Origin of the sequence: Kitasatospora sp. NPDC015120, assembly GCF_043080305.1 — a bacterium.
Classification (GTDB): Bacteria; Actinomycetota; Actinomycetes; order Streptomycetales; family Streptomycetaceae; genus Kitasatospora.
The window spans coordinates 229,425-242,801 of the sequence record NZ_JBIBVJ010000002.1 but is presented as its reverse complement, the minus strand read 5'-3'; the positions used below and the strand labels follow the sequence as shown (position 1 = coordinate 242,801).

Here is a 13,377-nt window from a genome sequence, read left to right as displayed (position 1 = left end):
GGGCAAGGCCGAGCAGGGCCGGGCAGGGCTCCGCTCCGGGCCGTCTGCCGGGCCGCCCGCGGTCAGAGCGCCCCGCGGCGCTGGAGCCAGCTGAATGCCGCCCAGCCCGGGAGCACCGGCAGCAGGAGGGTGAGCAGCCGGAAGAGGGTGACGGTCGCCAGGATCTCGCCGGCACCCATCGAGGTGGCCGCCTTCAGACCGGCCGCCAGCGCGCTGTCCACCGCGCCGACCCCGCCCGGGGCCGGCGCGGCGTTGCCCGCCGCGTTGCCGACCAGGAACACCACGCCGACCGCGGCGTAGCCCGGCTGGGACCCGACCGCCCGGGCGCAGCAGTACAGGCAGGTGATCAGCGTGATCGACACCAGCAGCTGCCCGGCGAAGCCGACCGCCAGCCGCCCGGGGTTGCGCAGCAGCTCCACCAGCCGGGGCAGCACCTCGGCGGTCAGCGGGTGCAGCCGGGCGGCCAGCCAGCGCCGGGCCGGCGGCACGGCCGACACCGCGGCCAGCAGGGCGCCCGCCACCGCGATGCCGCCGACCACCAACGGCAGGATGTCCAGTTCGGAGCCGCCGGCCTCCAGGCCGGTCAGGTAGACGAAGGCACCGATCTGCAGCAGGTGCAGCACCAGTCCGAGCAGTTGTCCGACGCCGACGCTGGACAGGGCCTGCGCGGTCGGGATGCCGGCCCGCTGGAGGAAGCGGGTGTTCAGGGCGACGCCGCCGACCCCGCCGGGGGAGGCCAGCTTCACGAAGGAGCCGGCGACCTGCGCCAGGACGGCGTTGCGGAAGTCCAGCCGCTCGGGGACGAAGCCGATGAAGCCCATCGCCGCCATGACGTGACTGGTGACCGCGGCGAGCAGGGCGAGGACGAGCCAGAACGGGTCGGCGTCGGCGACGGCGGCGAGCGGGTTGCGCTCGGCGGCGAAGAACTGCGGGATCAGCAGCCAGCCGGCCACCACGCCGCCGCCCACGGCGGCCATGGTGCGCGGGCGCAGCCGCTCCAGCCGGACCGGCCGGACCGGGGCCTGCGGGCGGCTGTGGAGGATCTCGGTGCGGATCTGCTCCAGCAGGTCGGGCGCGGGCGGTGCGGGCGGCCCGCCGGGGGCGGCCGGCGCCGTCGGCGCGGCCCGTCCGGCCCGCTTGAGGGCGAGCCGGGTGCCGCGGGCCAGCGCGATCGGCTGGAGCAGCGGCAGGGCGGCGGCGACCGCGTCCGGCCCGAGCACCGCCACCGCGCTGCGCACCGACCGCTCCGCCCCGGTGCGCAGCGCGAGCGTGGTGAGCAGCTGGGCGACGTCGCATCGCAGCACCAGCTCGCCGGCCGCGATGTCGCCGTCCGCGAGGCCGACCAGGTGCACCGCCCCCGCCGCGTCGACCAGCAGGGCGGAGGGTGCCAGTGCGCGGTGCGCGATCGCCCGCCGCTGGAGCAGGGCCAGCTGGCCCCAGGCGTCGGCGAGCAGCGCGTCGGTGAGCTCCTCGTCGTCCAGGTCGTCCAGGGTGCGGCCGGGCAGCCGCTCGTAGGCGACCAGCGCGGTGTCCCGGCCGAGTTCGGCGGTGGCGGCGATCCGGCGGGTGCGGACCCCGGCGGCGACCGCCGCGTAGGAGACCAGGGCCTCGTGCTCCAGCCCGGTGCGCAGCGAGCGCAGGGCGCGCGGGTGCGGGGCGGTGCGCAGCCGCAGCCGCCGCCAGGCCCGCTGCACCAGGGCGGCGGTGACCGCCTGCCGGTCGAGCAGCTGGACGTCCAGCTCGGGGCGGCCGTCCTGCTGGCGGACCAGGTAGCGGTCCGGCCCGGCCGGGGTGGCGGCGACCGGGCGCAGACCGGCCTCGCGCAGGCTGTGCAGGAGCTGGGCGGGCCGGGGCCGCGGGTCCGGGGTGCCGACGGCCCAGCGGGTGCCGTGGGCGGCCGTCCAGCCGATCAGCACCCCGAGCAGCAGGGCGGTCGGGGTGGCGGCCCCGGTGGCGAGGCCGGCCAGCGCGGAGAGGGCGAGGACGGAGCGGGGCACCCGTCGTTCGCGGGCCGCGGAGGCGGTGAGGAAGGCGAGGACGGGGGCGAGGTAGCCGTACACCGGCTCGGTGCGGGCGATCGGGTCGCCGGGCAGCGGCTGGGTGAGCGCGGACACCAGCGAGAACGGGGCGGGCCCGTCGATCCACAGGTCGACGGCGAGCGAGGCGCCGTAGGCCAGCACGGCGGCCAGCAGGCCGTCGGAGAGCTGCTGGAGGACGTGCCGCCGGTCGGCGGTGGTGCGCAGCAGGCGGCGGGCGGCCGAGAGGGCCGGCAGGAGCAGCAGCGCGGCGGTGGTGAGGCCGGTGGCGACGGCGCCCAGCGGGTGCGGCACCAGCGCGGCGGCGTCGGCGACGTCCTCGGCGAGGCCGTTGGTGGTGGCGCGGGCGTAGTCGGCGAAGAGCAGGGCCAGGGCGGTCACCATGAGGCCGGCGAGCAGCCGGATCAGTGCCGCGGGCTGCCGGATCCGGCCGGTGCCGGATATGCCCGGAGGCGGGAGGTCTCCCGTGTCGCCGGTCGTGCTGACTGCCGCGCTCCCCGTCACATCCGCCACAGGGGCATGCTCCCACGGGCCTCCGGGCGCGCGTCCCGGGGAGCGCGGCGGGCCCGACGTCACTACTGTGCGTTCCATGAGCGCCTGCGAAGACCTCGCCGCCGCACCCCGGGACGTCGCGCCCCTGCCGCCCGTGGACGGCTGCGCCGACTGCCTGGCCCAGGGACGCCGGGACTGGGTGCACCTGCGGCTCTGCCTGGACTGCGGCCACATCGGTTGCTGCGACTTCTCGCCGCAGCGGCACGCCACCGCGCACTTCCACGACAGCTCCCACCCCGTGATCAGGTCCTACGAGCCGGGGGAGGACTGGCGGTGGTGCTTCGTCCACGAGCTCATGGGGTGACCGGGTCCGGGCGAGGGGTTGACGTTCCGGCGGCCATGGGTTGAGGTGTAATACCCGATCAATCGGGACATAACGCCCGTGCGGCCCCCGGTCGGCTTCCGTCCGGCCGGCGGCCACCGAAGGGAGGCCGACGATGACCAACCGAACAGCGGGAAGCTCCCCCAGGCTCCGCCGCGGTGCCCAGGAGCTGCTGGAACGCCGGGGCATGGCGACGACGCCGGACACGCTCCCGCCCCGGCTGCGCACCGGCGCCGGGTGGTCCGCCTCCGGTGCCGGGACGGCGGCCGCCGCCTCCTTCCGGCACGGCGGCCGGGACGGCGCGACCGCCGTCCCGCACGCCGCGCCCGCGCAGCACGCCGAGCTCAAGGGGCACCGGCACCGCGGTGCCGAGCGGCACAGCGCGCACTGAGCACACCGAGCGCACGGCGTGCACTGAGCACCGGGCGCACCGGACGCACCGGGCGCCCCCGCCCCCCGCCCCCGGCCGCCGTCCTGATGTCCGTTCAGGGCGGCTGCCGGGGGCGTGCGGTGGCGTTGTCGGTGGGCTGCGGTACCTTTCCCGGTGATCGACGGCAGCAGGTGAGCGGGGGCGCGGGCGATGGCCGAGCTGATGACGGAGGAACCGGTCGAACTCCAGCTGGAGCGGTACCGGACGGAGCTGACCGGGTACTGCTACCGCATGCTCGGCTCGGTCTTCGAGGCCGAGGACGCGGTGCAGGACACCATGGTCCGGGCCTGGCGCGGGTACCGGGGGTTCGAGGGCCGCGCGGCGCTGCGCTCCTGGCTCTACCGGATCGCCACCAACGTCTGCCTGGACGCGCTGAACGGCCGCAACGCCCGGGCCCGGCCGATGGACCTGGCCGGCCCCTCCACGGTGGCCACCGCCAGTGACGCCCAGCTGCCCGAGGTCACCTGGATCGGCCCGGCGCCGGACGGCCGGGTGCTGCCCGAGACCGGTGATCCGGCGGAGGTGGCCGCCCAGCGCGAGTCGGTGCGGCTGGCCTTCGTCGCCGCGCTCCAGCGGCTGGCGCCCCGGCAACGGGCGGTGCTGATCCTGCGCGAGGTGCTCGGCTGGCGGGCCAACGAGGTCGCCGAACTGCTCGGGGTCACCGTCGCCTCGGTGAACAGCGCGCTCCAGCGGGCCCGGGCCGCGCTGGCCGCCGACCCGGCCGCCTCCCGGCCGGCCCCGGTGCTGGACGAGGACCACCGGGCGCTGCTGGCCCGGTACGTCGCCGCCTTCGAGGCGTACGACATGGACGGCCTGGCGGCGCTGCTGCACGAGGACGTCACGCTCAACATGCCGCCGTTCGCGCTCTGGCTGACCGGGCACGCGGACCTTCGGGAGTGGATGCTCGGGCCCGGCCACGGCTGCCGGGGATCGCGGCTGGTGCCGGCGCGGGCCAACGGCAGCCCGGCGTTCGGCCAGTACCGGCCGGCCCCGGACGGCGGGCACGAGCCGTGGGCGCTGATCGTGCTGGAGGTGTCAGCGGGCCGGATCACCGGGCTCACCAACTTCCTCGACACGGACGTGCTGTTCCCGCTCTTCGGCCTGCCGCCACGGCTGGCGGCCGGGGAGTAGCCCCGCGCCGTCCTCCTCGACGGGGAGGACGGCGCCCAGCCCGCTGAACGCGAGCAGGTCGCGCAGCGGGCCGGCGGCGTTGCGCAGCACGAGGCGCACCCCGTGCCGGGCGGCGGCGAGCCGCAGCCGGGCCAGGGCGTCGACGACGGCCAGGTCGGGGGCGGTCAGGGCGCCCAGGTCACAGCTCAGCGGACGGTCGGCGGATGCTTGCGGTTCGGTCTTCACGGAGATCAGACCGGCGCGATCGGCGGGCCTCATCGGCCCGCCGGAAAGATTTCCGGAAAAACTTCTCCGGGGAGCGATGAGTTTCCGATGAGCCTCCGGTCTACCCCTGTGAAAGCGCGGCACCGAGCGGCGCGTCCGGCGAACAGAGGGAACCACCACCATGACCGAGAACCTCGGCACCCTGTCCATCGTCCGCGAGCTGTCGGCCACCCCGGCCGAGGTCTTCCGGGCGTACGTCGAGCCCGAGCAGTTCGTCCGCTTCTGGGGCCCGGTCGGCACCCGGGTGCCGCTGGACACCGTCACCATCGAGCCGGTGGTCGGCGGGCGCTTCGACAGCACGATGGTGATCGACGAGACCGGCGACCGCTACCCGCTGCGCGGCCACTTCACCGCGGTCCGCGAGGGCGAGCTGCTGGAGTTCTTCGAGGAGGGCGTCGGCCTCACCGGCCGGATCACCCTCAGCGACCTCGGCGACGGCCGCACCCGGGTGCTCATGGAGCAGGAGAACGTGCCGGCGATGTACCTGGGCCCGGAGGCCGAGGCCGGCCACAACTCCAGCTTCGACCGCCTGGTCGAGCACCTGGCCGCCCGGGCCTGACCGTCGCGCGGGCCGGCCTGACCGTTGCGCGGGCCGGCCGGCTGCCGCGCGGGCCTGCGGAGCGGGGCCTGGCAGAGTGGGGGCGCACGCCCGTTCCCGCGCCCCAGGAGGCCCCGCCGTGCCGGTCGAGCCGTTGAAGTCCCGTGAAGAGTGGTTGGCCTCGCTGCCGCGGAGCTACGCGGCGGCGGGGTGCGTCCTGCGGGACGCTTCCGGGCGGATCCTGCTGGTCAAGGCCGGGTACCGGGAGCACTGGCAGTTCCCCGGCGGCACGATCGACCTGGGGGAGGGGCCCGCCGAGTGCGCCGCCCGGGAACTGCTGGAGGAGACCGGCATCGTGCGCGAGGCCGGTGACCTGCTGGCGATCTCCTGGACCCACCCGTCGGGCGAACTCGACCACCCGGCCGTGCACTTCCTCTTCGACGCCGGCACCGTCCCGGACGGCACCCCCGTGACCGTCCCGGCCGGCGAACTGGACGACCACCGCTGGGTCGGCGACGACGAGGCGCTGCGACTCCTCGGCCCGGCGCGGTCGTTGCGGCTGGCCGCGGCCCTGGAGGCGAAGGCCGACGGGCGGACGCGGATCATCACCACGCACGTGTCGGGCTTCTGAGCGGCGGGTGACGTTCCGGGGCCGGGCCCGTCCCGCACGGCCCCGGAACGGGTCCTTCAGTCCTGCTGCCGGTCGCCGCCGCTCGACGCGACGAACGCGGCGAGCAGCTCGCTGACGAACCGCTCGGTCTCGGCCTTCTCCACGCCGAGGTCGTCGAGCACCCCGGCGCCGTTCTCCAGCTCCAGCAGGGCGAGCAGGATGTGCTCGGTGCCGACGTAGTTGTGACCGAGCTTCAGCGCCTCCCGGAAGGTCAGCTCCAGCGCCTTCTTCCCCCGGGCGTCGTAGGGGATCAGCGCCGGAACCTCGGCGCCGGGGGCGGGCAGGGCGGCGACGGCGGCCGTGCGGAGCGCCTCCGGGGTGACGCCCTGGGCGGCGAGCGCCCGCACGGCGAGGCCGTCCGGCTCGGCGAGCAGGCCGAGCAGCAGGTGCTCGGCACCGATCTCGGCGTTGCCGGCCTGGCGGGCCTCCTCCTGCGAGGCCATCACCACGTGCCGGGCCCGGTCGGTGAACCGGCCGAAGCCCTGGCTCGGGTCGAGGTCGTTGGGGGTGGCCGGGTCCTTGGGGACGAAGCGCTTCTGGGCGGCCTGCTTGCTGACGCCCATGCTGCGGCCGATGTCGGTCCAGGAGGCGCCGGAGCGGCGGGCCTGGTCGACGAAGTGGCCGATGAGGTGGTCGGCGAGCTCCCCGAGGTGGTCGGCCGCGATGACGGCGTCGGAGAGCTGGTCGAGGGCGTCGGTGTGGATCTTCTTGATCGCGTCGATCAGATCGTCGAGGCGCAGCGGAGTGGTCTTGGGAACGATCGGATTCTCCATAGCGTCAACCGTAGGTTGTCGACCCCAGGGTCGTCAACCATCGGTTGACGCTAGGGCGAGTTGCCGGACTACCGCTTCTCCCACACGTACGCCGCCGAGACCGGGTGGCTGCGGTACTTCTCCCACTTCGGCTTGAGCGCGATCCACCCGTCGTCCACCACCGCCTCCCGCATCTCGGCCAGCGTCCAGCCCGCCGCCAGGCCGGCCGCGAGGTGGTCGGAGACCAGGTGGACGTGGGTGGTGATGGCGACGTCGGCGCCGTCCGCGCCGGTGAAGTGGGTCGGCATGCCGGCGGCCATGATGAAGGACGGGTGCAGCCCGACCAGGACGCAGCGCCCACCGGGGCGGGCCAGCCGGAAGGCCTCGCGGTAGTACGGGCCGAGGTCGGCCAGGTGCTCGTCGATCAGGGAGGAGACCACCAGGTCGTACGCGCCCGTCGCGAGCCCGGTGCCGGCGACGTCGGCCTCCGTCAGGCTGTCGTGGGCGCCCCGTTCCCGGGCGCGCGCCAGCATCTCGGGCGTGAGGTCCACCCCGTCCAGTACGAGGCCGCCGGCGGCCCTGCCGCGCAGCCAGGCGCCCGTCCGGCCGGTCCCGCACCCGAGGTCGGCGGCCCGGCGGACCTCCGCCCAGCGCGGTGTGTCCAGCCGGTCGAGGACGGCGAGGTCCATCGCGTCCTCGACGGTCTGCTCATAGGTGTCGACCCAGCCGGCGTAGCCGGTCCGGACGTCCACGGTGGGGTAGTTGCGGGTGTCGAAGTCGGAGAAGTCCACCATGCCCGGCAGTATCGAGCGGCGAGCTGGCCGGCCGCGAACGATTATCGGAGCGCCAGCTTGAACCCGTCATGGCTGCGGTCGAAGCCGAGCGCGTCGTAGAACCGGTGCGCCTCCGTGCGCCGCTTGTGGCTGGTCAGCTGGACGAGCATGCACCCCCGCGCCCGGGCCCGCTCGATCGCCCGGACCATCAACGCCCGCCCCAGCCCCGCCCCGCGCCGGTCGGCCCGCACCCGCACCCCTTCGATCAGCGCCCGCTCCGCCCCGCCCCGCCCCAGCCCCGGGATGTACGTCACCTGGAGGTACCCGGCCACCGTCCCGTCCCCTTCGTCGAGCACCAGCATCTCGTTGCGCGGATCGGCGTCGATGTCGGCGAACGCCCGCTCGTACGCCTCGCCCACCTCGACCGAGGCGGGGTCGCCCACCCCGTCCTCGTCGGTGAGCAGGGCGACGACGGCGGGCAGGTCCTGGCGGGTGGCGGTGCGAAGGATCACGCCCGGAGTCTGCCAGAGCGGCGCGCGGGGCCGGCGGGGCCGGTTCCCCGTGCCCGGGGAACCGCGGTCAGGCGGGGAGCAGACGGGCGCGGACGGCTTCGAGGGCGGTGGGGGTGACGCCGGCGGTGAGGAGGTAGGGGGCGGGGGTGAAGCCGGTGAGGGCGGCGGCGAGGGCGGCCTCGGCGGTGGTGCCGGCTTCGGCGAGGACGGTGTCGATGCGGCGGAACGGGTCGGGGAGGCCGAGCATGCCGTACAGCGGGCGGACGTTGGGGGCGCTCAGGAGGTAGTCGGCGGTGATCTCGTCGGGTTCGACGCCGGCGAGGGCGAGCAGCAGGAGGGCGGCCAGGCCGGTGCGGTCGCGGCCGGCGCCGCAGTGGACGACCAGGCCGCCGGGGCGGGCGCCGGCGATCGTGGTGATCAGCGCGGCGGCGGCGTGCGGGCAGTGGTCGAGGTAGGGGCGCAGGGCGAGCGGGGTGCCGTCGAGGTGGCCGTAGGCCCGCCACCAGGCGGGGCCGGCGAGTTCGTCCAGGGGGACGCGGATCAGCTCGACGTCCTCGGGGAGCGGCAGGAGCGGCTTGTACTCCTCGCTGTTGCGCAGGTCGACGACGGTGCGCACGCCGTGGTCGAGGAGGGCGTCCCAGCCTTCGGCGGTGAGGCGGTCCAGGTTGTCGGCGCGGACGATCGCGCCGCGGGTGGTGCGGGCGCCGGTGGTGGTGCGCAGACCGCCCAGGTCGCGGACGTTGAGGCAACCGTCCCAGACGAGGGTGCGGTCCTCGGTGGTGGTGGTTCGCGCGTCGGCCCGGCTCATCGGTTCCCCGTTTCCTCGACGAGGGGATCCCGTTACCCCCTCGTTATTTCTGGACTCCCGGTGAGGCGGGTTGGTTCCTCCGACGACCGGACGACCGGACGACCGGGCGACCGGGCGACCGGACGACCGGCCCGCTCAGGCGGCCTCGGTGCGGACCAGCTCCTCCATCGGCTGCGCGGCGGCCTGGCCGAGCACCGAGCCGGCCACGATCCCGGCGACCAGCAGGACGGTGGACAGCCACGCCATGGTGGCCACCGGCAGGGTGAAGGCCCCGGCGACCCGGGCGACGCACTCGGCGAGCAGCGCGGTGCCCCAGATCGCCGAGAACCGGCGCTCGTGGCGGCGGAAGGCGCGCGAGCCCGCCGCGAGCCGGTCCCAGGCCGCCTCGCGGGCCGCGTCGCCCTTGGTGAGGAAGGGGCGCAGCGCGGCGGACATCAGCGGACGGGCGCCCAGCGCCGAGCCCAGGATCGCCAGCGCCATGAAGCCGCTGAGCACGGAGTCCTTGGCGAGCATCAGCCGGGCGTCGCCGCTGACGGCGGTGAGGGCCAGGCCGGCCAGGTTCACGCCGACCATCAGGGCGGCGAAGCGGTTCAGCGTGCGCTCCCCGACCAGGCCGAGTACGGTGCGGGCGACCGGGAGGAGGCTGCTCCAGGCGAGGGCCGCGAACTCGCCGAGGCCGAGGCCGGCGTGGAGGAGGTAGAAGCCGGCGAGCGGGCCGGCGATGTCGACGGCGAGCGGGCGCAGGGCCTTGGCGAGGGAGTTCGGGGCCTTGGCGGTGGCCCCGGCGGCCGCGGTGGCGGGTGCGGCGGCGGACGCGGTGGCGGTGATCTGGCTCACGGTGGGTTCCTCCCCGGACTGGCTGCTCGGTCGGCGGGCCGCTGCCCGCTTCGTCGTGCCTCCACCCTTCCGGGCGGGGCCGTCCGCCCGGCAGTGCCGTCCGTTGCCGGATCCGTATGACAACCGTCATGGCGCGCGCGGGCGTCAGGGGCGGCCGAAGTCCCAGAGCGGCCGGCCGAGGGTGTCCGCGCAGCGCACGACGGCGAAGAGCTCGTCCTCGGCGGAGAGGAAGCCGAGGGCGACGCCGCGCAGCACCGTACGGGCGGCCGCGTCCGCGCGCGTCCAGGCGCCGGTGAGGACGAGCGCCCCGTCGACCAGCTCGGCGCGCTGGATCCGGGCCACCGGGACGGCCAGCAGGGCGGCGTTGACCTGTTCCAGTCCGGCGGGGGAGAGGTAGGTCTCGCCCGCGGTGGCGCCGCGCTCCCGATCGGCCCGGCGGCGCAGCTCGGACAGCCCGTAGTGGCGGACGGCGGCCGCCGAGTCGTCCAGGGCGACCCGCCAGCGCGGGCCGGGCAGCACCTCCCACCAGACGTCCTCGCCGACCGGCATCAGGTCGCCGATCCGGGCCCGCCAGGCCTCGATGCCGTAGACGGCGCGCGGGTCCGGGCGCGGGCCGGGGAAGCCCGCGGCGGTCCAGTCGGCGCGGCGGACCAGGCTCAGGTCGAAGGTGTAGCGCAGCCGGCCGTCGGTGCGCTGCTCGACCAGGCCGAGCAGCGCCCAGTGGGCCGGGTCGGGGAGGCTGAACGTCCGCCGCCAGCCGGTGAGGCCCAGGAGGCGGAGGGTGGGTGCGAGGTGGTCGCGCAGGCCGCGCTCGAAGAGCTCGTGGGCGGCGGAGGTCATGGTGTTCCCGGGGGGTGGGGGAGCAGTCGGCAGCGTCCGCGGCGCACGGCGGGGGGAGGGGGCGCAAAGGGGGCGGGCGACATGGATCGTTCACCTACAACGTAGGTGATGTGGTCGCTTCGATGCCGCAGGCGAAGGCCAGAAGGTCTCAGGACCTTCGACCTGAAGGCGAATCGGCGTGAATGCTGCATCCTGGCCGTCGCCGGACCGGGCGCGGAGGCGCTGTGGACGGACGGCGGACGGACCGCGGACGGGCCGTGGACGGGGCGCGAAGGGCCGGTGGACGGACGGCGGACGCGGCCGGGGGCGACGGCCCGGGCCCGAGGGGGCGGGGCATTCGCCCGGATGGCGGATGATGTGGCGGGTGCAGAGTGCAGAACGCCCCGGAGCGGGCACCGACAGCCCCGTCGGCCGGTCCGGACCGGTCCCGACGTCCGGCCCGCCACCGGGCCCGCCCACCGGCGGCGAGGCCGCCGGCCCCGCCGATCTGACCGAGGCCGTCCGCGCCGCGCAGGGCGGGGACGAGGAGGCCTTCCGGCTGCTGTTCCGCAGCGTCCAGCCGGGCCTGCTCCGCTACCTGCGGGTGCTGGTCGGGGGCCGCCCCGAGGACGCCCAGGACGCCGAGGACATCGCCTCCGAGGCCTGGCTGCAGATCGCCCGCGACCTCGGCTCCTTCACCGGCGACGGCGACGGCTTCCGCGGCTGGGCGGCGACCGTCGCGCGCAACCGGGCGCTGGACCACCTGCGGGCCCGCCGCCGCCGGCCGGTCACCGACCTGCCCTTCGAGCAGTTGGCCGGGTTGGCCGGCGGGGACGACACCGCGGGCGCGGCGCTCGCCTCCGTCGGCACCTCGGACGCGCTGGCGCTGATCTCCCGGCTGCCCCGGGACCAGGCCGAGGCGGTGCTGCTGCGGGTGGTGATGGAGCTGGACGCGGAGAGCGCCGCCCAGGTGCTCGGCAAGCGCCCGGGCAGCGTCCGGATGGCCGCGCACCGGGGGCTCAAGCGGCTCGCCAAGCTGCTGGAGCAGTCCTTCCCCGCGGGCGCGGGGACCGGCGCCGACGGCCCGGGGATCCCGGCCGCGCGCACGGGCCGGGGCGGCGCCACCGCCGGCGGGGGCGGCCGGAAGGGGCTCGGACGAGCCGCGAAAAAAAATCCTCCGCAGGGTGTGACAGAACGCCGGGCCGCGACGCTGAAGGACATGAGATGAGCACCAACCGACCCCGTCGGATCGACCGTGACACCGCCGAGCACCTGCTCGCCGGTGCCGTGGACGGCCCGTCGGCCGGGCGGGACGCCTCGCTCACCGGCCCGGACGGCAGTACCGGGCACACGGGAACCCTCCCGCCCGGCACCGGGCCGGAAGGACGGGTCGCCCGGGTGCTCGCCGCCGCCGCGGCGCCGGCGACGCAGGGCGAACTGGCCGGGGAGGAAGCGGCCCTGGCCGCGTTCCGGGAGGCCCGTCTCGCAGCAGCTCCCGCAGGACCCGCCGCACCCGCACCCGTCCGGAGACGTTCGATGGCAACCGCCGCGCTGACGAGGGCCTTCAGCACGAAGGCCGCCGCCGTCGTGCTCGGCGCCACGGCGCTCGGCGGGGTCGCGGTCGCGGCCGGCACGGGCGGTCTGTCCGCGCTGGGCGGCGGTTCGGGCGAGCCGGAGCACCATCCGGCCGCCTCCGCGACGTCCGCCGCGTCGGCCACGACGGGGACCCGCTCCGGCTCGCCGGCCGGCGGGGAGCCGGCGGCGCCGTCCGCCACCGGCCCGGCCGGTGGAGCGTCCGGCACCCCGTCGAACAGCGCGTCGGGCGTCCCGGCCGCCCCCGCCCCGTCCGCCTCGGCGCTCGCGCCGACGGCGCCCCAGCCCCAGCCGACGGCCGCCACCCCGGCGGACGGGCGCGGTCCGTCGAACCCGGTGGCCCATGCGGCGCTCTGCAAGGCGTTCTCCGACCGGGAGGGCAAGGGCGAGCGCCCGCGCACGCTGATCACCGATCCCCAGTTCGGCGGGCTGGTCACCGCGGCCGGCGGGCCGGACGGCGTGAAGGACTACTGCGCCCGGCTGCTCCGCGGCACGGGCGACAACGGCCAGGGCGGTCCGGCCCCGTCCAAGTCCGGCGCCGCGGGCTCCGGGAACGGCGCCGGGAACGCGTCCGGGAGCGGCTCGGGCGGCACCGGGAAGGGCGCCGACGAAGGCCAGGGCCCGGGCGGTTCCGGCGGCTCGTCGGCCTCCGGCGGCAACGGCACGGATGCCAACGGCCAGGGAACCGGCAGCCAGGCAACCAACGGCCAGGCAACCATCGGCCAGGCAACCAACGGCCAGGGCCCCGGCGAGAACGGCGGCGGCGGAGGCACGGGCCGGGCGTCGAAGGCCCCCGCCGCACCGCCCGCGACGGCCCCGGCGGTCACGCCCGCACAGCCGGGGACCGACCGCACCGGCCAGTCCGGCGTCACCTCGGGAGACCCGAGGTGACCCACGATCTCCGGATGGGCGACGAGCGAATCCCCCCGGGCCCGTCGCTCATCCGGACTGCCCCACCCCGCACCACCGCAGTGACCGCACCACCGCAGTAGCCGCAGGACCCGTTCCACCCGAGGACCCCGGGCGGACGGTCGGCCCCCCCCGTGCCGGCCGTCCACCCGGCCGGTCCCGTCCGGACCGGCAGGCGCACCCCGGAACGCGCCCGCCGGTCCGGACGGACCGGAACCCGCCGGCCCGCCCGCCCGCAGTCCGGGCGGGCCGGTACCCGCCCGACCAGTCCGACCCGGACCGATCGTGACCCGTCGTCCTGGACGACCCACGAGCCGGCGGTCGGGGATCCGCTGCCCGGTTCCCCGGCCGCCACCCCTTCCGGCGGGCCGCCGCCCCGTCAGGTCGCCGCCGGGGGACCGGTCGTCACCGGGGGCTATCGTGCACAGGTG

Annotated in this window: 15 protein-coding genes; 7 read left to right on the top strand and 8 right to left on the bottom strand. The window is 76.3% G+C overall.

Annotation, left to right across the window (positions count from 1 at the left end):
* Positions 1-62: 62 nt before the first annotated feature.
* On the bottom strand, positions 63-2,549 hold the full coding sequence (locus ACF1AK_RS05905) for a lysylphosphatidylglycerol synthase domain-containing protein (protein ID WP_391497533.1): 2,487 nt from the start codon (positions 2,547-2,549) through the stop codon (positions 63-65).
* Between the two features lie 76 nt (positions 2,550-2,625).
* On the opposite strand from ACF1AK_RS05905, the gene ACF1AK_RS05900 reads away from it, so the two are divergent.
* From ACF1AK_RS05900 to ACF1AK_RS05890, 3 genes are all read left to right on the top strand, one after another.
* Positions 2,626-2,892 carry a UBP-type zinc finger domain-containing protein gene (locus tag ACF1AK_RS05900; RefSeq protein WP_391497532.1) on the top strand — a complete coding sequence of 89 codons (267 nt, stop codon included), beginning with the start codon at positions 2,626-2,628 and terminating at the stop codon, positions 2,890-2,892.
* A gap of 133 nt (positions 2,893-3,025) precedes the next feature.
* Positions 3,026-3,301, top strand: a complete 276-nt coding sequence (locus ACF1AK_RS05895; protein ID WP_391497531.1) for a hypothetical protein — start codon at positions 3,026-3,028, stop codon at positions 3,299-3,301.
* 201 nt (positions 3,302-3,502) lie between these two features.
* Positions 3,503-4,471 (top strand): sigma-70 family RNA polymerase sigma factor, encoded by a 969-nt coding sequence (locus ACF1AK_RS05890; protein ID WP_391497530.1) that lies wholly within the window; start codon positions 3,503-3,505, stop codon positions 4,469-4,471.
* Here ACF1AK_RS05890 and ACF1AK_RS05885 read toward each other — a convergent pair.
* Positions 4,376-4,696, bottom strand: coding sequence for an STAS domain-containing protein (locus tag ACF1AK_RS05885; protein ID WP_391497529.1), 321 nt, complete (start codon positions 4,694-4,696; stop codon positions 4,376-4,378). The genes ACF1AK_RS05890 and ACF1AK_RS05885 overlap by 96 nt on opposite strands.
* Before the next feature lie 160 nt (positions 4,697-4,856).
* Here ACF1AK_RS05885 and ACF1AK_RS05880 point away from each other — a divergent pair, with 160 nt between their 5' ends.
* A complete protein-coding gene (locus ACF1AK_RS05880; RefSeq protein WP_391497528.1) occupies positions 4,857-5,294 on the top strand; it encodes an SRPBCC domain-containing protein in 438 nt (145 codons plus the stop codon).
* Positions 5,295-5,412: 118 nt separating this feature from the next.
* Complete coding sequence (locus tag ACF1AK_RS05875; protein ID WP_391497527.1) at positions 5,413-5,904, top strand: NUDIX domain-containing protein; 492 nt, start codon at positions 5,413-5,415, stop codon at positions 5,902-5,904.
* A gap of 56 nt (positions 5,905-5,960) precedes the next feature.
* Here ACF1AK_RS05875 and ACF1AK_RS05870 read toward each other — a convergent pair whose 3' ends face one another.
* The 6 genes from ACF1AK_RS05870 to ACF1AK_RS05845 form a co-directional block, all read right to left on the bottom strand.
* Positions 5,961-6,716: a Clp protease N-terminal domain-containing protein gene (locus ACF1AK_RS05870; RefSeq protein ID WP_391497526.1), complete on the bottom strand. Its 756-nt coding sequence runs from the start codon at positions 6,714-6,716 to the stop codon at positions 5,961-5,963.
* A gap of 68 nt (positions 6,717-6,784) precedes the next feature.
* The gene (locus tag ACF1AK_RS05865) at positions 6,785-7,489 is read right to left on the bottom strand and encodes a class I SAM-dependent DNA methyltransferase (RefSeq protein ID WP_391497525.1); all 705 of its coding nucleotides are present in this window, start codon (positions 7,487-7,489) and stop codon (positions 6,785-6,787) included.
* A 41-nt stretch (positions 7,490-7,530) separates the two neighbouring features.
* Positions 7,531-7,980: a GNAT family N-acetyltransferase gene (locus ACF1AK_RS05860; protein WP_391497524.1), complete on the bottom strand. Its 450-nt coding sequence runs from the start codon at positions 7,978-7,980 to the stop codon at positions 7,531-7,533.
* Between the two features lie 67 nt (positions 7,981-8,047).
* Positions 8,048-8,788 (bottom strand): tyrosine-protein phosphatase, encoded by a 741-nt coding sequence (locus ACF1AK_RS05855; protein ID WP_391497523.1) that lies wholly within the window; start codon positions 8,786-8,788, stop codon positions 8,048-8,050.
* 135 nt (positions 8,789-8,923) lie between these two features.
* Positions 8,924-9,625 (bottom strand): VC0807 family protein, encoded by a 702-nt coding sequence (locus ACF1AK_RS05850; protein ID WP_391497522.1) that lies wholly within the window; start codon positions 9,623-9,625, stop codon positions 8,924-8,926.
* Between the two features lie 144 nt (positions 9,626-9,769).
* Complete coding sequence (locus ACF1AK_RS05845; RefSeq protein ID WP_391497521.1) at positions 9,770-10,465, bottom strand: hypothetical protein; 696 nt, start codon at positions 10,463-10,465, stop codon at positions 9,770-9,772.
* A gap of 355 nt (positions 10,466-10,820) precedes the next feature.
* Between ACF1AK_RS05845 and ACF1AK_RS05840 the strand changes: the two genes are divergently transcribed.
* On the top strand, positions 10,821-11,672 hold the full coding sequence (locus tag ACF1AK_RS05840; RefSeq protein WP_391498028.1) for an RNA polymerase sigma factor: 852 nt from the start codon (positions 10,821-10,823) through the stop codon (positions 11,670-11,672).
* Positions 11,669-12,928: a hypothetical protein gene (locus ACF1AK_RS05835; protein ID WP_391497520.1), complete on the top strand. Its 1,260-nt coding sequence runs from the start codon at positions 11,669-11,671 to the stop codon at positions 12,926-12,928. The genes ACF1AK_RS05840 and ACF1AK_RS05835 overlap by 4 nt, the downstream gene beginning before the upstream one ends.
* Positions 12,929-13,377: the final 449 nt, after the last annotated feature.